Here is a 19062-nt window from a genome sequence, read left to right as displayed (position 1 = left end):
TAAAGAATAGGATTAAATCTGTGCAGGTCATTTCAATAAATGGTTATATCATTTGTTTATTTGGCATGGTTTCAGCTTCCTATTCATTGTGATTAGGGGCTTTTTTTTATGAGAAAAAAGAGGTGAAAGCATGCTTTTATTAGAAGCTCAAGATATCATTTATGAGGTAGATGGGAAAGAGATTATAAACGTAGAGAATTTAAAAATATCAAAAGGTGACTGTATTGGGGTAGTCGGCAAAAATGGGAGCGGTAAAACATCCTTAGTCCACATATTGACCGGAATACAGAAAGACTACGATGGTAGGGTTCAATCCATGGCTAGCGTAGAATTAATGCCACAAATAAAACAAATTAATACAACACAAAGTGGGGGAGAGATTACACAGCAATTTATCAATGAGGTATTAGCAAGAAAAAAGCAAATACTATTTGCGGATGAGCCTACTACTAACTTAGATAAAGAACATATTGAATCATTGGAGAATCATTTAAAACGATGGACTGGGGCTGTTGTTATTGTTTCCCACGATAGAGCTTTTTTAGACAGCCTTTGCAACAAAATATGGGAAGTTGAGAGTGGCAAAGTTACAAATTACCAAGGTAATTATTCAGCTTATCAGCAACAAAAGGAACTAGAAATACAAAAGCAACAAGATGATTATATGCAATATGTCACGAAGAAGCGACAATTAGAGAACGCACTAGAACTTAAAAAGAAGAAAGCGCAAAGAGCTACCAAATCACCTAAAAAGAAAACAGATTCAGACGCTATTCAAATGGGAAGTGCACCATATTTCGCTAAAAAGCAAAAGAAATTGGAAAAAACAGCTAATGCAATAAAAACCCGAATTGATAAGTTGGAAACGGTAGAGAAAGTTAGAGAAAATCCACCTTTAAACATGAACATTATAAATGAGGAAATGCTGGGTAAGAGAGCGATTATCCGTATTGAAGATTTGGAAGGGGAAATTAATAATAGGTTCTTATGGAATAACACTACCTTTCAAATTCGTGCTGGAGATAAAGTCGCTATTATAGGAAGGAATGGCGTTGGAAAGACTACTTTTCTAAAGAAGATTCTATCAAGGGAAAGTGGCATTGAAGTGTCAAAATCCGTTAAGATAGGTTACTTCAGTCAGAACTTAGATATTCTAGAAAATGAAAAGTCAATTTTGGAGAACATTACTATTTCTTCCTCCCAAGAAGTATCTTTAATTCGGACAGTTTTGGCAAGATTACATTTCTTCCAAGATGATGTTTACAAAAAGGTAAATGTATTAAGTGGAGGGGAGAGAGTAAAGGTTGCTTTTGCAAAGATTTTTCTTAGTGATATTAATACATTAATCTTAGATGAACCAACTTACTTCTTAGATATTATTGCTGTTGAAGCGTTAGAGTCTTTGCTAATGGAGTACAGAGGAACAATTCTCTTTGTCTCACATGATAGGAGATTCATTGAAAAAGTTGCAGATAACATTATTGCAATTGAGGATCAGGAAATGAAGCTGTTCAGAGGAGGTTACCAGGCTTATATTAATTACCAACCTAGGATTTTGGATACGTTAGAACAGGAATTAATGGTTCTTGAAACGAAACTCACAGATGTATTAAGTAGGTTGAGTATCGATTCAACTCCAGAGCTTGAAAAGGAATTTCAAGAGATAGTAAAGGAGAAAAAGGCATTATTGAATAGAGGAGAGTTGTAGGGATCCCTACAACTCTTTTTAATGAAAAGAAGTAAAAAATCCTGTAAATGGAGCATCTTAATAGATTTGATAGGGTAGGATAGGGCATTTAAATCAAATCTGAGTTGAAAATAATGTGGATATTTTCCTTGCCATTCTTAAGGGATAGAGTATGACTTAAAGAAGAAAAAACGGGGATGTGCTACAGTAGTCGTCTTACTCCCTGTTCATTCCTGATTACTTGGAGATGACAAGGAAAAGTTCACACTTTTTTTACCTAAAAAACTTATTTCTTTGGCCAAGGATATGGTTCTTCGTTATTTGCAAGATCATATTCCTGGTAAGAAAATAAACTACTTGCTGAAGCACTAGCAAATATTATTGCGATGGAAAGTAGTGCAAGTAGTAAGAACTTCTTCATTTAGTTCACCTCCTTTCAAGGACTTGAAGAAATGCTACTTAGCATTTTGTAATAAGTAGCTGCTAGTTTATATTTTCTATTTTCATAATAGTATTTTGCTAAAAGTTTTACATACTTAGATTCCTCAAAGTATAGTTGCTTCTCATTAAAGAAAGGTATGATATGATTTGTAATTAATGATTCAAAGGAATTATCTATTCCGTTAATTAAGTATTCATAAACCATAAATTCGTAAACATGGATAGATTCGCTTGGTTCTATTCCTTTGGACATTTCAATGCCCAATTCTAACCATATTTTGGAATTCACCATATCTCCTACATTATAGTACTCTTGCATTAAGCTTGAAATAGGTGTTAACTTTTTACGTATGTCATAATCTTTTCTTAACTCATAACTCTTTAAATAATTATTAATAGCTTCCTCTGAGTTCCCAATTGATGAAAAAACCTTCCCGTAATTTTGATAGTACAGTGTTAATAATCCAGTATCATCAATAGTATTTGCTATTTTGATGGCAAGATCAAAGCATTCCTTAGCCTTTTCAAAATCATTAATTCTACGATAGGAGATGCCTAATAATAAATGGCAATCAGCGCTTTTCTTCAAATTATAGTTCATCTGGTAATACTCCAAAGACTTATTAGAATATAGTAATGATAGGTGGGTTAGTCTATTCTTACTCGCCGCGGATGCGATTAAATAATAAAGATTATGAACTTCCTCTGAACGGTGGTAGAGATTTGATTTACTATTTTTTTCTGCTTTTTGATAGTATTCTAGTGCTTTTTTATAGTCTAATTGTTGATAGTGATAGCTACCAGCAAATTTGTATAAATAATAAGTTTCAGTCTCGTTAAATCGCTTTGAGCTTTTTTCGAGGGAGGACAGGCGTTCCCTTGCTTCATGCATATCGTTAATCAAAACATAATAGTATAGTTTGTGTATTTCGATAAGGAAGAATAGTTGTTTATCAATTGCATTAGCCAAACTATTTTTAATTCGATTGTAAAGCCGAATCGATTCATCTTTTTGAGAATGTAGTAAATGCTGGAACCACCGAATAATCGTTGATTCTGAAACATAATCATCAGATTCTATCAAATTTATTTCTAATCTATCTCCTAATTGTTCAATGACTTCTTTTGGTGGTTCCGCGGTACCATTTTCAATCTTGGACAAATAGGATACCGAAATAATCCCACTTGCTAAGTCAGACTGGGTCATATTTGCCCTTAATCGATTTATTTTTATAGCTTGTCCTATGTCAATTCCCATTTTTTTCACCCCTATGTCTATCATTATAATTAAAAAGAAGTTAAAATACTATACAATAGTGTCAATATTCAACAAAATTAGATTATAATAGAAATACTTAATGAAATAGAAAAAAATCAGGAAAATTTTCCTGAAATTACTATTAAAACTAAAATTTTATAACCTGAAAAAGGAAAAGGGGAATGTATATGGTAGAAAGATGGAAGAACTTTTACGACCAATTGGGAAAAGAACCTAAGCTTCAAGGAGCTTTAGCAGGCGTTAGTATTAGGTCGAGAGAAACTGGTGATTTACTATACGATCATATGGGGGATATTCGTCTACACCCAGCATCCAATATGAAGATTTTTAGTTGTGCCGCAGGGCTAGCTATACTGGGTGAAAGCTACACATTCTCAACTGAACTATGGATTGATGGGGAAACAGAAAATCAAAAACTAATTGGTAATTTATACTTAAAAGGAAAAGGAGATCCAACATTATTACAATCAGACTTTGATAATCTAGCAACAGTTCTGAAAGAAAAGGGGATTCGAGAAGTTCATGGGAATGTTATAGCGGATGATACGTGGTATGATAATGTTCGTTTGTCTCAAGATTTAAATTGGAATGATGAACATTATTATTATGGTGCACAGGTATCTGCTTTATCTGCCTCTCCTAATGAAGATTATGACTCTGGTACGGTGATGTTAACTATTTCACCTGGAAAAAGTGTTGGCGAAAAGCCTATTATTTCATTGAAACCAAATACAAAATATATTAATTTAATTAACAATGCAGTGACGGTTGAAATGCAGCATGAAGATGATGAAGCAGACATTACTGTCATACGAGAGCATGGAAATAATAATGTAGTTATAGAGGGGAATATACCATTTTATTCTGCTAGTATTCAAGAATATGTGGCAGTCTGGGAACCAACTGAATATGCATTGGAGTTATTCGCAAGGTCACTAAAACAAGTAGGTATTACTTATACAGGGGAGTTACATACTGGGACTACACCAGAACATGCAACACTTGTTTTTAGTAGAAAGTCTATGCCACTTAAGGATTTAAGTATACCCTTTATGAAATTGAGCAATAATGGCCACGGAGAAATAATAGTAAAAGAAATAGGTAAGGTAATGAAAGGAGAAGGAAGTTGGGAAGCAGGTCTAGTAGTCTTGAATAATGTACTAGAAAAATTAGGTGTGGATACTAGTAACATAGTACTTCGTGATGGTTCTGGAATATCGCATGTCACATTGATACCACCAAATGTCATTTCTAAATTCCTTTTCCGTATCCAAGATGAACCATGGTTTAATAGTTTTTATCGCTCTCTTCCAGTGGCTGGAAATGAGAATCGGATGGTTGGTGGAACATTAAACGACCGAATGTTTGGTTTGAATGTCCATGCAAAGACAGGCACAATCATGGGGGTTAGTACTCTCTCGGGATACTTAACTACGAATGAGGGGGAGGAGCTAATTTTCTCTATCATGCTAAATAACTTACTAGATGAAGAAGATGGCCCTGCCATTATCGATCGACTTGTTGACTATATTATAACTGAAGCAAGCAAAACAATCGTTACGTGATTGTTTTGCTTGCTTTTCTTTAGGTAAGTGACTCTATTGCCTCACTGTATATTTCAAACCAGTATTTCCAGTTATCCATTCGATCATTTACTTCTTCCTGATCTAGTAATAACCCGATAACATCTAAACAAACATGCCATCCCGCTAAATCTTTTGGCGTGTGTGTTGTTAATTCGGTAATTGTTTCAGTGAAAACTAAGTTACAATGATTAGATTCTGGTGTTAACTCAAAACGTACAAGGTTCTCATCCCAAGTGTATTCTAGAATATGATGATCCTTGAAATCGGTAATATCCATCCGTTGAAACGTACCATCACCCATATCGAAGTTGAAATAACCATCCTTACCTAGACGAGCAACACGAAGTTCGTCAAACCAAAGAGCTAATTTTTTATTATCAGTTAGCATAGCCCAAACCTCTTCTAATGAATGCTCTAAGTGACGTTCATATGTAACTAGATATTCGTTTCCATGTTTTTCAATCTTAGCCTGCATTTTCTTCACCTTCTTAAGCTTTTTTGTAAAGTAACTTACATATATTCTACATTACATATAAAATTTACGAACCAATTTCATTTTATAAATTAGAGATTTATATAGTATAATAGATTTTGTCCACAATTTTTCTCCAAATCAAAACCCGTATAAACCTTCCAAAACGCTTCAAAAATGAAAGTAGGTGAACGTATGAAACTAATTCTCGCAGAAAAACCCTCCGTAGCAAAGAATATCGCCGATGCCTTAGGAATCAAAGGGAAAAAAGACGGATACTTTGAAGGAAATCAATATATCATTACCTGGGCATTTGGTCATTTATTAGAGCTATTTGATGCCAAAGATTATGATAGTAAAATGGCAAGGTGGAAATTGGATAATTTTCCATTTATACCAGATAAGTTTGAATACAAAGTGAAAAGTAATCCAAGAAATAGGCAGTGGGCAGACCAAGGCGCGAAGAAACAATTATCTGTCATACATACTTTAATGAAACGAGCAGATGTGGATAGTATCATCTCAGCTTGTGACTTTGACCGAGAAGGGCAATTAATTGGAGACAGTATTATTTATCGAGCCAAGCCTAAAAAGCCAATATATCGTTTGTTATTAAATGAATGGACAAAAGATGAAGTTATCCGTGGCCTTAATTTAATGAAACCAAATGAGGAATTACGTCCTCTGCAAGATGCTGGTGTGAGTAGGCAATGGGCTGATTGGGTGATTGGGATTAATTTAACCTCAGTGGCTACCTTGAAATATCAAAAAGGGAAAGGGAAGGCTCTGAATATTGGGCGTGTACTACTACCAACCCTAAAGATAATATATGACCGTGATAAAGAAATTGAAAACTTTCTTCCTGAAGAATACTTTAAGCTTGATGTAATTTTTTCCACGGTGAAAAATGAGACGTATGAGGGGACATATAAAGAGGATTCAGAAGAAAAGTTTAAGCAAAAAGAAATGTTGGATCAGATTAACTCATTAATTCAGGATCGACAAGCATTGGTAATTGATAAGAAGGTAGAGAAGAAAAAAGAATTTCCACCTTTCCTGTTCAATCTATCCAATTTACAAGGGTTTATTACTTCGAAGTATAAGGGATGGACTTCTGATAAGGTTTTAAAAGTGGCCCAATCTCTATATGAAAAGAAATTTATCACTTACCCAAGAACATCAAGTACGGCTCTGGAAGAAACTTTAGTGGGGAAAACCGCTAATGTTCTTAAAACACTCACTGATGATCTACCTTATCGGGATGAAATTAAATTTATGAAAACGAAGCGTGTATTTAATAATGCGAAGGTTGAAAGTCACAGTGCCATCATACCTACTTATGTAAAGCCAAAGCGGCTAAGTGCTGATGAGCAAATTGTGTATACGGCTATAAAGAATCGATTCATTATGCAGTTTATGCCAGTGGCAGAGTATGAGGAAACAAAGCTAACAACAAAAATAACAGATGTTGACCTCAAGGGTAACTTTGAATCTAAAGGAAAAGTTCAATTAGTAGAAGGTTGGAAAAAGGTTGAAAACATCACCTCTAAAGATAAATTACTTCCAATAGTTGAGCAAAATGAAGTGGTAACAGTTGCTGAAACGGAAGTTACTACCCATGTAACGAAACCTCCAAAACCTCATACAGAAAAAACGTTATTACGGGTTATGGAAACTTGTGGTAAAGGGTACAAGGGTGATGACGATGAAGAGGAAGAAGGAAGTATTCTAACTGGTTTCAGCATTGGTACACCAGCAACTAGAGCAGAAACAATAAAAAAGCTAAAAGATGTCGGATATATCACAGCTCAAGGAAAAAATCTAATAAGTACTGACTTAGGAAAGAGATTAGTAGAAACTTTCCCAGTAAAAGCATTGTTTGACCTAGAATTTACTGGTCGTCTGGAAAAGACACTTTCTGATATTCAAAAAGGAATTGTGAAGAAAAACCTATTTCTTCAAACGATTTATCAATTTACAACGGAATCAGTTGAAACTATTAAAGCAGATCAAGAGGTTATCATCAATGAAGTTACTGGTAGTGCTAAATCTACAAATGAGGTTCTAGGTCGTTGTCCCAATTGTGGGGGAAACATCATCGAAGGTAGAAAAGGTTTTGGTTGTAGTAATTGGAAGAAAGGCTGTAAATTTGTAATTTGGAAAAACGACAAATATCTTGCAGCATTAAAGAAAAAGCCAACTAAAACGATGGTAAAAGCTTTACTCAAAGATAAAAAAGCATTCGTAAAAGGATTGACGAGCAAACAAGGTAAAAAATTCAATGCCTATCTTAGCTACGAAAAAAATCCAAACAATGATTACTATTCCTGGACCATGGAATTTGAAAAAACAAAAGCTAGTCTATGAGACTAGCTTTTGCTTTTTGTCATTATCATTTTCTTCATTGGAAAGTTTTAGAATATCGAATAGTTTAAATAAAATACTAAGCAGGATTCCGACTACAGTTGCTAGTCCCATCCCTGAAAGTCCAACTTCCCCTATTTTTAAGGTTGCTCCACTAATCCCAATTACTAAGATGACACAAGTTAGAATTAGGTTTTGAGATTTATTATAATCTACTTTCGCTTCAACAAGCATGCGAATACCACTTGCTGCAATGATACCGAATAGTAGTAAAGATATTCCTCCAAGAACAGCATTAGGGATGGAGGAGATAAGTGCCGCTAACTTTCCTACAAAGGATAGAAGGATAGATATAACTGCTGCCCCACCAATAATCCATGTAGAATAAACTCTTGTTACAGCTAGTACACCGATGTTTTCCCCGTAAGTAGTATTTGGAGTTGATCCTATGAAACTAGAAAGTATCGTTGAAATACCATTACCCATAAGCGAGCGATCTAGCCCTGGGTCTTTTGCTAAATCTTTTTTAACAATATTAGATGTTACAAACAGATGCCCGATGTGTTCTGGAATAAGAACTAATGCTGCTGGAATAATAATTAAAATTGCTGACCAATCAAACTGCATGGTATAGAAGGTTGGGACTTGAAACCATGCTGCTTCTTTTACTGTAGTAAAATCTACAAGACCAAAAAAGTAAGCAATAGCGTAACCTGCTACAAAACCAATTAGTATTGGGATGATTTTAAAGAATCCACGGAAGGTTACCCAACCTATAACCGTAATTCCTAGCGTAAGTAGAGCTACGATAATGGTAGTAGCGTCCAAATTATCTCCGATTAATCCTGCTTGACCTGCTGCTACTGGTACTAACTCTAATCCAATAACAGCAACGATAGCTCCCATCGCAGCAGGTGGGAAAAGAACATCAATCCATCCAGTACCTGCAACCTTAACTAATAGACCTACAAGTGTAAGAATAATACCAACTGCCAGGAAACCACCTAATGCATATCCGTATCCGAATTGACTTATTACTAATCCAACAGGTGCGATAAATGCAAAGCTAGATCCTAGATATGCAGGAATTTTCCCTTTTGTAATAAAAATGTACAACAACGTACCTACACCATTCATTAATAGAATAGTAGCGGGGTTGACTCCGAAAATAATAGGTACTAATACTGTAGCTCCAAACATAGCGAATAAGTGCTGAAAACTTAATGGTAGGCTTTGTAAAAATGGTAGACGTTGATCAACTTGAATTTCGTCGAATTTAGCCATGATTTTCTCTCCCTTATAATTTGTTAGCTCTACAGTTACCAGGTGAGAGATTAAAAAATAAAAAGCACCTTACCTAAATTAGGCAAGGTGCTCGTAAGCATGTGAATACAGAAATGGATACACCACTTCTATAAAAGACAGCCAAAACTGTCTTAACACCTTGCCAGTCTCACAGGACTGAATTAAAGGTAACCGTATGAACTTAACTAGATAATACACAAAAAGTGATGATTCGTCAATATATTTTTATCATGTATATTCCTAATGCTTTCCTGAAAAAATACACCTATGAGATACATTACATTTCTTTTAACAATCATAGGCATTTTATGTGCACCAACTTTGACTAGTGCTGAACCAATGGTCTCCGTTAAACTTGTTAACTATATTGGGAAAACTGATGAACTAAACATTAAAGTAAAAGGAGAATTTTTTAGTTTAGATCCAACATTAAAACTGTTAGAGGGAGTGAACTATACCATCTCAGTAGAAAAGGGAGAATTATATATCAAACAGAAGGGGCAGAAAAAACAAAAAATAAGTGGGGGATTAGTTCTAATTCCACAAACGTATGATTTAGAACATACAATATTTATCAATGAACGACCATATTTAGGTGCGATGGAATTTGTAATTGAAGGGAAAGACTCCATCCGTCCGATTAATCAATTACCTCTCGAAGATTATTTAAAAGGTGTTGTACCATTTGAAGTCTTTTCATCATGGGGGATAGAAACATTAAAAGCACAAACCTTAGCCGCAAGGACGTATGCCGTATCCAAATTAGGTCAAATCATTGATGATACTATCAGTTATCAGGTTTATGGAGGCTACGAATGGGATGTTAATACTACAAAGGCTGTGGAAGAAACAAAGGGCGAGGTAATTACATACAATAATCGATTAATAGAAACTTTTTACTCCGCTAGTAATGGTGGAATAACTGAAAATAATGCGAATGTGTGGGGAGGACAACCTATGCAATACTTCCCAATAAAAGATGATCCGTTTGACCCAACACACCCATGGGAGTTCTCCATTAATCAAACTCAAATCGATTACGACCAGATTGATTTTACTAATCCGAAATGGTGGGAAGAGACGAAAGAAACTGACCCTGAATTATCTAACACGATTAAAAAGTGGTTAAACCGAAATGGTTATCCAGGGGAAATAAAGCTTTTATCGATACCTGTATTTGAACTTAATGGTAATAAATTAGCCTCACAAAGAAGTGTTACAGGATCGATAACAGTAACATTTATGAGAAGAATATTGGATGGGTTAATTCTCTTTGAGCAAGCTGAACTAAAGGAAGTTAACCTTAATCGTATTCGTCCTATGATAGGTGGTACCATTTTTAAAAGTTATTTAATCGACTCTTTGGACTTAGTCAACAATGTGTATACGATGAAAGGAAGAGGTTATGGGCATGGTGTCGGAATGAGTCAGTGGGGAGCACACTTTATGGGAGAACAAGGGAAAAATTATCAAGAGATCATTGGTTTTTATTATCCTGGTACTACCATCATGGATATATCTGCGCCAACTTTACAAATTGCAAATTAAAAACAGAGGAAAAGAGTCCCCAAAAGTTAGGTTTTTGCTTTAAATTTCGGGGACAATACTCCCTCTGTTTTTTTATAGGCAATTGGGTTACTTGTTTTTTACATATAAATTGATATCATACTCATCCTTCATTAACTTTTTTATGGAATCTACTTTATCTTGAAGGTTTAAGTTTTTAGAGTCGTTGAGATGGTCAATGGCTTCCGCACGTACTTTATTTAGCTTTTCCTTCTCTTTTTTTAGTTTTTTTTGATAAAAGTTATAATAGACAAATGAAATTGATATCAAAGCAATCATTATTAAGTAGTTTGGATTTAATAGAATGTTTGCAAAGGTAGTAAATGGATCAGTAACTGATGAAAAGTCAGAAAGATACAGCATAGTCATTAAAACTAATAAAAGAATTAATGCACTTATGAGAGAAGTATTCCGTAACTGTTCATATCGCTCTTTTTTTCCTTGTTTTTTTATTACTTCTTTTAACAGGTTGGTAGTATCTGTCGAAAGATTTTCAAATGAATTCAATGGCATGTCAATCCCTCCTAAATCATATTTATGCTAGTCCTAATGAAAATAACCATACTTAAATGAAAGTAAGAAACTTATCGGATACAAATGGTGTTTATACATAATACTAATAATGCAACTTTAACCAATAAAGGATAAGCATAATTGCGAAAAGGGTGATATAGATATGAACACTAAGCCTAGAATTGTAGTATTAGGTGCTGGTTATGGAGGAATGATGGCAACTAAAAAGTTAATCAAAAATTTATCTCCAGAAGAAGCAGAAATTGTCTTAATAAATAAGCATAATTATCACTATCAAACGACCTGGTTACATGAGTTAGCGGCAGGAACAATTAATCCTAACCAGGTTCGAATTATGATTAGTGATATTATTAGTCCTAATCGAGTTCGCCTAATCTATGATACTGTTGAAGCAATTGATAAGGATAACCAGAAGGTATTATTGGAAAATAGTGAACTTACTTATGATTACTTAGTTGTTTCGCTAGGATATGAAACCAATACATTTGGAATTAAAGGGATGGAGGAACATGCCTTTTTTATAGAGGATTTTCAATCCTGCCAATTACTACGCGAACATATAGAGTATCAATTTGCAAGATATAATGTAGACTCCAATGCTGATGACGATAGTCTGGCAATTTTAGTTGGGGGAGGAGGATTTACTGGAATTGAGTTCATTGGGGAATTAGTAGAAAAAATTCCAAAGCTATGTAAAAAATATGACATTGATAGGGGCAAGGTTAAAATCATAAATGTAGAAGCGGCGCCTAGTATTCTTCCCGGATTTGATAAGGATTTGGTTACCTATGCTAAAAAGTCCCTGCAAGAACGGGGCGCAGATATAATGGAAGACACTAGAATCAACGAATGTACAGAGGAAGGATTTATTGTAGGGGACAACAACGAACTAATTAAAGCCGGTACGATTGTATGGACTGGTGGTGTCAAAGGGAGCTCGATTTTAAGTAAATCTGGCTTTGAGCTTACAAAAGGAAAAGTTACCGTGAACGGAGATTTACGTGCTCCTGGACACGACAATATTTTTATTATTGGTGATTGTGCATGGGTAATGGATAAGAAACAAGGGCGTCCTTATCCACCAACCGCACAAGCAGCAATGCAGCATGCAACAACTTGTGCTAATAATATAAAAGCACTGATGAACCAAGAACCGTTGGAGGAGTTTACTTTTAGTGATAAAGGGACGGTAGCCAGTCTAGGTGTTACAGATGGTATGGGGTCTATTTTGAATGGAATGAAATTATATGGGAAGCCAGCAGCAGCTATGAAAAAGGTTGTAGATGATCGTTATCTATTTTTATTAGGGGGACCGAAATTGCTACTGAAAAAAGGAAAAGTTCGACCATTTTAATTCTGATAGGAGAGGTGTATGTATGTCATGAAGAAAACATGGAAATGGTTGAGTATTGGAATAGCTACCATTATTGGCTACATGATTGCAAGCCGTAAATTAGAAGAGAATAGAGATTTTCACTAAACATTTCCACCTTGCTTACTTAAGTAGGGTGGTTTATTTATTCCTATACATGAAAAGTTAGCATCTTCAAATAATAAAAATAGGAGTTGATTATTTGAAACGAACATTGTTATTGATACTTTTATTTGTAATTATTAACACAAACTTTATTTCAGCTGACCGATTAGTGATATCTGATGGAGAAATAAATGAGACAATTATTCGTAATGATTTTGCTTATCATTACTTAGATAATCTATTTATTAATCAAGAAAAGTTGTCTCTTTTCATGGACAAACTAGCAGAACAAGTATATGAACCACCAACAAATGCATCTTTAGATGAATCCTGGTCAATTATTCCCGAGAAAAATGGATATGCCTTAGACCGTGAGAATTTCATACGCTTTTTCTACGAGTTCTACTATAGCAATGTTTCTTTCGAGATGAAGGTACCTAAAAAGAAACTATATCCTAAAGTAGATAGTGAATTATTATCAGATATACGTACAAACGAAATAGGGAGTTATTTGACATATTATCGAGCAGGTAATAAAGAGCGTTCCCACAATATTCGATTAGCTACTGAGGCGATAAATAATTATGTTGTTTTTCCAGGCGAGGAATTTTCATTTAATAAAGTTGTTGGGAAAAGAACGGTAGACAAAGGATACAAAAGGGCACCGGTTATTGTAAAAGGAGAGCTATCAGAAGATGTTGGTGGAGGGATTTGTCAAGTTTCCTCAACATTGTTTAATGCTGTTTCACTTAAGGGGATAAAGATTGTAGAAAGGTATTCTCATAGTCGCTCAGTTCCTTATGTACCTCCTGGCCGAGATGCAACTGTCAGTTGGTGGGGACCAGACTTTGTTTTCAAGAATGAGTACAGTCATCCTATATTAATTCGAGCAAAAGCAAATGATGGTAAAATGAGTATCCGAATCTATTCTTCAGACTCTGTTGAATACAATCAATAAGGGACTATTTCCTCTACCGGAGAAATAGTCCCTTACGTAATTTATGCTTGCTTATGTGCTTCTAGTTCGATATTGATTTTTACTTCTTCACCAACAAGTACGCCACCAGTTTCAAGGGCAGCATTCCATACTAAACCAAAATCTTTACGGTTAAGTTTCGTTGAACCACTAAATCCAGCAACTTCATTACCCCACGGATCTTTATGAACACCTTCCATTGTAAGATCAAATGTTACTGGTTTTGTAACACCACGAAGTGATAAGTCTCCTACAACATCATATTCATTATCAGACTTCTTCTTAATATCAGTAGCAACGAACGTCATTTTAGGATGGTTTTCGATATCAAAGAAATCATTAGAACGTAAATGATTATCACGATCCTCATTTCTAGTATCGATGCTCTTCAAGTCTACAGAAAATTCAACTGCAGCATCTGTTAAATCATTAACATCTGCCTCTACTGTTGCATCAAACTCGTTAAAAACTCCCTTTACTTTAGAAATCATCATATGCTTTACCGTGAACTCCAATGAACTATGGCTTTTATCAATGTTCCATACTGCTTTTGTCATAAATATTCCCCTCCAATAATTATTTTTTCACCTTAGCTTACTTTACGTAACCAATTATATATACATAATTGCTTAAAGTCAAGATGCTTTAATTAAAATATTATTAATTAAATATTATTATGTATCCTTTTTTTTTGTTTGTTTCGATTATTAATAATGGAAATACGCTGTATCTATTCATTAGCCGTTCCCCTTTAAGGGTGCAAAGAAAATAATAGTATTAACTTAAAGAATGGAGGTGAGAGAAAAATGGACAAAGGTACTATAATTCGGACGTCAATATTACTTCTGGCACTAGTAAATCAAATGCTTGTTATTTTTGGGAAATCACCACTTCCAATTGCTAGTGAGACATTGGAACAAGTTATTTCTGTAACTTTTACAACAATTAGTGCACTAATTACGTGGTTTAAAAATAATTATATAACAAAGAGAGGAATAGAACAGAGGGAGGTACTACGAGAAAAGGGATTAATCAAAGTAAAGGAGAGGAAATTAAATGGCAAGTCCAATCTTAATCATTGATCCTGGCCATGGGGGTATTGACCCAGGTGGTGGTACCAATCGTTATTGGAAGGAAAAGGATTTAGCACTGAAGATATCATTGTATCAATATAATCGTTATAAGGAATTAGGTGTTCCTGTCGCAATAACGAGAACAACTGATAAAACATTGTCCCCTGATGAACGCACTAGAATTGTCAGAAGTAGTGGAGCAAGATACTGTCATTCTAATCATCTTAATGCAGGTGGTGGAGATGGCGCAGAAGTAATCCACTCCATTTATGATGGAAAGGACATGGCAGAGAAAATTGCTCAGGAACTAAGAAGAGTTGGACAGAATATTCGTCGTGTGTTTACAAGAACTATGCCTGGTAACTCAAGTTTAGATTACTATTTTATGATACGAGAAACAGGTTCAGTTGTAACGAATATTATTGAATACGGTTTTGCGGACTCACCAGGAGACGATATTAACCAACTTCGCAATAATCATCTAGATTATGCAGAAGCAGTTGTTAAAGCCTTTTGTGAGTATGCTGGTTACACGTATCGAAGTCCTTCAGGTGATGTAGGGCATGTTAATGTGCCTATTAATCCTCCATCAGGAGGTGGAACAGGGGGCTCGGGTGGTTCTACTGAGTCAACCGGACAATACATTCACTTACCTGCATCAGAAAACTCGTGGCGTGTCTATCCATTAAACGTTGCACCAGTAAGAGGGAATGAAAAAGGATTCTTAAATCCTGCCAAATTTGGTGGTCTAACTTATGAGATATTAGGTAATCCTCAAGCCCATGTTTATACCATTGAAACGTCTGACTTTGGAAAAGTAAAAATATATGGTCATCCTAGTACAGGTGCTACGATCAATAAAACCAGCGGTACCCAAACTGGAAGCAATCCACAGCCAAGTAGCGGAAATACTAGTAGTTCAACAGGGAAACATTTACACTTACCTTCTAGTGAAACATCTTGGAGAGTATATCCACTAGGCGTATCCCCAGTGAAAGGAAATGAAGTTGGATTCTTAAATCCAGCTAAATTTGGTGGACTTTCCTATGAAATATTAGGAAATACTCAGGCCCATGTATATATCATTGAAACAAGTGACTTTGATAGAGTTCAAATTTATGCACACCCAAGTACTGGGGCAACCATTAGTGATGACGATAGTCGTGCGCCAACATCTACGTTAGAAAAACCAGGGGACCGATATTTACGACTACCTGCAGCAGAAAGTTCATGGCGAGTCTATCCTTTAAATAAAGCACCAGTTAAAGGAAATGAAAAAGGATTCTTAAATCCAAAGAAATTTGGTGGTTTAACGTATAAGATACTAGGTACAACACAAGCAAATGTGTATATCATTGAAACGGCAGATTTTGGTAGAGTGCAGATTTATGCTCATCCAAATACTGGAGCTACTATTACTAATAGATAGGTATTAAAGAAGATATCCCTTGGGGTTAATATCCTATAGGGGTATCTTCTTAATTTATTTCTAGTATAAAATATTTCGATAACAAAAATATTTTTAGTGAAAAATGTTGTACTTCTTGGTAATATATTAATTAGTTCAAATTTTTTAATTAAGGAGAGGTTTGATGCAACATACTAGGGAATACGAGATGACTTGGGATTTGGATGTGATTTTTCCAGGGGGAAGTGAATCTAAGGAGTTCCAATCTTATTTAGAAACTGTTAGTAACGACATGGAAGATTTATCAGCGATGGTTCATGCTTTTAATCCGGAAGACAAAGAGGGAATATCAAAGTTAGCTAATATTGTAAATAAGCTTGAAAAGACGATGAAAAAGCTTCGTGAATCATTTGCTTTTATTAGTTGCTTAAGCGCTCAAAATGTAAATGATACGAATGCTAGTTTACTAGTTGCGAAAAGAAGTTCTTTTGGTGCCCAAATGGGAGGTATCCGAACATCGTTAAATCAAAAACTTGCTGCTATTTCCGAGGAAGAATGGCAAGATTTACTTCAACATGAACAACTGCAAGAAGTTGCCTTTGTTTTAAACGAAACAAGGACTGCCGCGAAAGAAATGTTACCTGCAGAGCAAGAAGTGTTAATCAATGACTTGGCTGTTGATGGATACAATGCATGGGGCCAAATGTATGAAACAATAGTTGGGAAAATGATTGTAGAAATTGAAGAAAATGGTGAAACGAAATCTTACTCAGTAGGACAGGCTGCCAATAAATTAAGCAGTCCGGATGCTGAATTTAGAAAATATGTATTTAAACAAATCAGTAAGGCATGGGAAGATAATGCAGATTTATTCGGACAAACTCTTAATCATTTGGCAGGGTTCAGATTACAGAAGTATAAACATCGTGGCTGGGGAGATGTATTGAAAGAACCACTCAAAATTAATCGTATGAAAAGAGAAACATTAGATGTGATGTGGAATGCGATTTCCAATAATAAAAAGCATTTTGTAAAATATTTAAATAAAAAAGCGGAGCTACTTGGTAATGAAAAATTAAGTATATATGATATTAGTGCTCCATTATCAAAAACTGTTAATAACGTACCATACACGGAAGGTGCAAACTTTATTGTAGATCACTTTGGGAAATTTAGTCCTAAAATGGCAGAGTTTGCAAAAATGACCTTTGAGAAACGCTGGATCGAAGCAGAGGATCGTGCTGGGAAGCGTCCTGGTGGCTTCTGTACAAGTTTCCCTGATAGTGAGCAAACACGTGTGTTTATGACATATTCTGGTACAACTTCAAATATTTCAACGCTTGCTCATGAATTAGGGCATGCGTATCACCAGCATGTTATGAATGATGTACATGGCATGAATCAAGGCTATGCGATGAATGTTGCAGAGACTGCGTCTACTTTTGCTGAAATGATAGTGGCTGATGCAACCGTGAAAAGTGCGGAAAGTAAGGAAGAAAAACTAGAATTATTAGAAGATAAATTGCAACGAAGTATTGCTTTCTTTATGAACATTCATGCAAGATTCCTCTTTGAAACTAGGTTCTATGAAGAACGTAAGCAAGGAATGGTTTCCGTTAAACGGTTAAATGAATTAATGATCGAGGCACAAAAGGAAGCTTACTGTGACTCTTTAGATGAATATGATCCTAATTTCTGGTCTTCAAAATTGCATTTCCATATTACAGGAACACCTTTCTATAACTTCCCTTACACATTTGGGTACTTGTTTAGCCTAGGAATCTATGCTTACGCTGAAAAAAGTAATCGAAGTTTTGAAGATGACTACATCGCACTATTACGTGATACGGGTCGAATGAATGTTGAAGATTTAGCAATGAAGCACCTAAATGTAGATCTTACAAAGCCAGATTTCTGGGAGGATGCAATTGCACTTTGTGTGAGAGATGTAGAGGAATTTGTATCCCTATAAATTGGAAGGATTGCCAAAAATCTAAACATAGGCTACAATAACAGTAGCAAAAAAAGTGAATTTATAGTCCACAGGGGGAGCCAAATTGGCTGAGAGTGAACAGTAAAATGTTCTGACCCTTTGAACCTGTTAGTTAGTACTAGCGTAGGGATGGTGGCTTTTTTGATGGATTTGTAAGCAATGTGAGTGGAATTCCCCATCAGGAAGCTTCCCCTTGGCATTGCTTTTTTTGTGTTTAAAAATCTTTTTCGATTTTAGAATACAATCTGGGGAGGAATTTGATGTGAATTCAAAACGTACATTATTTTTAATTGAAGTAGCAATATTTACAGCTTTAGCATTAGTGTTAGATCTAGCTCCATTTTTATCTTTTAAGGTTTGGGCTCAGGGCGGTTCTATTTCACTCGCAATGATTCCAGTATTTATCGTTGCATTTCGTTGGGGAATTAAAGGAGGGCTATTGTCCGGTTTCTTATGGGGAGTACTACAAATAGCAGTTGGCCAAGCTTGGATTATGCATTGGTTACAAGGCGCAATTGATTACTTAGTTGCATTTACATTACTAGGATTTGCTGGGATATTTGCAAGTAAAATCAAAAATGCCTTAAAGGACGGTAATACTAGGGCTTATTTCTCTTATATTTTACTAGGTGTCATTCTTGGATCTATTCTAAGATTTGTTGCACATTTTGTTGCTGGGATTGTATTTTTTGAATCAGCAATTGAAGGCATGAATGTTTGGATGTATTCATTCTTGTATAATATTAGTTATATAGCTCCTTCTATAATAATTTGCACAATTGCGGTATACTTCTTATTTCACAAACAACCAAGAACACTGCTTTCTGCTGCATAATAAAGATAAAAATAAATTCTGCTCACATGGGTAATCTCTTGAAAAGAGGTTGCCCTTTATATTTTA

Annotated in this window: 16 protein-coding genes and 1 riboswitch; of the genes, 10 read left to right on the top strand and 6 right to left on the bottom strand. The window is 35.2% G+C overall.

Translation table 11 applies throughout. The features are described from left to right. Positions 1 to 130: 130 nt before the first annotated feature. The gene (gene abc-f / locus TE34_RS01185) at positions 131 to 1708 is read left to right on the top strand and encodes a ribosomal protection-like ABC-F family protein (protein WP_047982996.1); all 1578 of its coding nucleotides are present in this window, start codon (positions 131 to 133) and stop codon (positions 1706 to 1708) included. 265 nt (positions 1709 to 1973) lie between these two features. Here the strand turns inward: abc-f and TE34_RS21570 are convergent, their stop codons facing one another. Then, a complete protein-coding gene (locus TE34_RS21570; RefSeq protein ID WP_269083140.1) occupies positions 1974 to 2108 on the bottom strand; it encodes a hypothetical protein in 135 nt (44 codons plus the stop codon). Positions 2109 to 2123: 15 nt separating this feature from the next. Next, a complete protein-coding gene (locus tag TE34_RS01180) occupies positions 2124 to 3386 on the bottom strand; it encodes a helix-turn-helix transcriptional regulator (protein WP_053074930.1) in 1263 nt (420 codons plus the stop codon). Between the two features lie 188 nt (positions 3387 to 3574). Between TE34_RS01180 and dacB the strand changes: the two genes are divergently transcribed. Further along, positions 3575 to 4972 (top strand): D-alanyl-D-alanine carboxypeptidase/D-alanyl-D-alanine endopeptidase, encoded by a 1398-nt coding sequence (gene dacB / locus TE34_RS01175; protein WP_053074929.1) that lies wholly within the window; start codon positions 3575 to 3577, stop codon positions 4970 to 4972. Positions 4973 to 4991: 19 nt separating this feature from the next. Here the strand turns inward: dacB and TE34_RS01170 are convergent, their stop codons facing one another. Continuing rightward, positions 4992 to 5468 (bottom strand): SRPBCC family protein, encoded by a 477-nt coding sequence (locus TE34_RS01170; RefSeq protein ID WP_047982995.1) that lies wholly within the window; start codon positions 5466 to 5468, stop codon positions 4992 to 4994. A gap of 192 nt (positions 5469 to 5660) precedes the next feature. Between TE34_RS01170 and TE34_RS01165 the strand changes: the two genes are divergently transcribed. After that, on the top strand, positions 5661 to 7832 hold the full coding sequence (locus TE34_RS01165; RefSeq protein ID WP_047982994.1) for a type IA DNA topoisomerase: 2172 nt from the start codon (positions 5661 to 5663) through the stop codon (positions 7830 to 7832). Here the strand turns inward: TE34_RS01165 and uraA are convergent. Continuing rightward, on the bottom strand, positions 7827 to 9113 hold the full coding sequence (gene uraA / locus TE34_RS01160) for a uracil permease (RefSeq protein WP_047982993.1): 1287 nt from the start codon (positions 9111 to 9113) through the stop codon (positions 7827 to 7829). The two genes, TE34_RS01165 and uraA, sit on opposite strands and share 6 nt — an antisense overlap. 288 nt (positions 9114 to 9401) lie before the next feature. Here uraA and TE34_RS01155 point away from each other — a divergent pair, with 288 nt between their 5' ends. Beyond that, a complete protein-coding gene (locus TE34_RS01155; protein WP_047982992.1) occupies positions 9402 to 10682 on the top strand; it encodes a SpoIID/LytB domain-containing protein in 1281 nt (426 codons plus the stop codon). Positions 10683 to 10769: 87 nt separating this feature from the next. On the opposite strand, the gene TE34_RS01150 is transcribed toward TE34_RS01155, so the two are convergent. Beyond that, on the bottom strand, positions 10770 to 11213 hold the full coding sequence (locus tag TE34_RS01150) for a DUF2663 family protein (protein WP_047982991.1): 444 nt from the start codon (positions 11211 to 11213) through the stop codon (positions 10770 to 10772). 163 nt (positions 11214 to 11376) lie between these two features. On the opposite strand from TE34_RS01150, the gene TE34_RS01145 reads away from it, so the two are divergent. Further along, positions 11377 to 12588 carry an NAD(P)/FAD-dependent oxidoreductase gene (locus TE34_RS01145; protein ID WP_047982990.1) on the top strand — a complete coding sequence of 404 codons (1212 nt, stop codon included), beginning with the start codon at positions 11377 to 11379 and terminating at the stop codon, positions 12586 to 12588. Positions 12589 to 12808: 220 nt separating this feature from the next. Then, positions 12809 to 13669 (top strand): VanW family protein, encoded by an 861-nt coding sequence (locus TE34_RS01140; RefSeq protein WP_047982989.1) that lies wholly within the window; start codon positions 12809 to 12811, stop codon positions 13667 to 13669. Positions 13670 to 13710: 41 nt separating this feature from the next. Here TE34_RS01140 and TE34_RS01135 read toward each other — a convergent pair whose 3' ends face one another. Then, on the bottom strand, positions 13711 to 14244 hold the full coding sequence (locus tag TE34_RS01135; protein WP_047982988.1) for a YceI family protein: 534 nt from the start codon (positions 14242 to 14244) through the stop codon (positions 13711 to 13713). Between the two features lie 249 nt (positions 14245 to 14493). Here TE34_RS01135 and TE34_RS01130 point away from each other — a divergent pair, with 249 nt between their 5' ends. From TE34_RS01130 to thiT, 4 genes are all read left to right on the top strand, one after another. Next, positions 14494 to 14769 carry a phage holin gene (locus tag TE34_RS01130; RefSeq protein ID WP_047982987.1) on the top strand — a complete coding sequence of 92 codons (276 nt, stop codon included), beginning with the start codon at positions 14494 to 14496 and terminating at the stop codon, positions 14767 to 14769. After that, positions 14744 to 16189, top strand: coding sequence for an N-acetylmuramoyl-L-alanine amidase family protein (locus TE34_RS21355; protein WP_053074928.1), 1446 nt, complete (start codon positions 14744 to 14746; stop codon positions 16187 to 16189). Before TE34_RS01130 ends, TE34_RS21355 begins: the two co-directional genes overlap by 26 nt. Before the next feature lie 163 nt (positions 16190 to 16352). Continuing rightward, positions 16353 to 18140: a M3 family oligoendopeptidase gene (locus tag TE34_RS01120; protein ID WP_047982986.1), complete on the top strand. Its 1788-nt coding sequence runs from the start codon at positions 16353 to 16355 to the stop codon at positions 18138 to 18140. 63 nt (positions 18141 to 18203) lie between these two features. Beyond that, a riboswitch (TPP riboswitch) is annotated at positions 18204 to 18309 on the top strand. A 114-nt stretch (positions 18310 to 18423) separates the two neighbouring features. Continuing rightward, on the top strand, positions 18424 to 18996 hold the full coding sequence (thiT, locus tag TE34_RS01115) for an energy-coupled thiamine transporter ThiT (RefSeq protein WP_047983021.1): 573 nt from the start codon (positions 18424 to 18426) through the stop codon (positions 18994 to 18996). The last annotated feature ends 66 nt before the right edge of the window (positions 18997 to 19062 follow it).

Source organism: Ornithinibacillus californiensis (assembly GCF_001038485.1).
Classification (GTDB): Bacteria; Bacillota; Bacilli; order Bacillales; family Amphibacillaceae; genus Ornithinibacillus; species Ornithinibacillus californiensis.
Note: the sequence above shows the minus strand (reverse complement) of the source record. Positions and strands in the feature narration are given on the sequence as shown.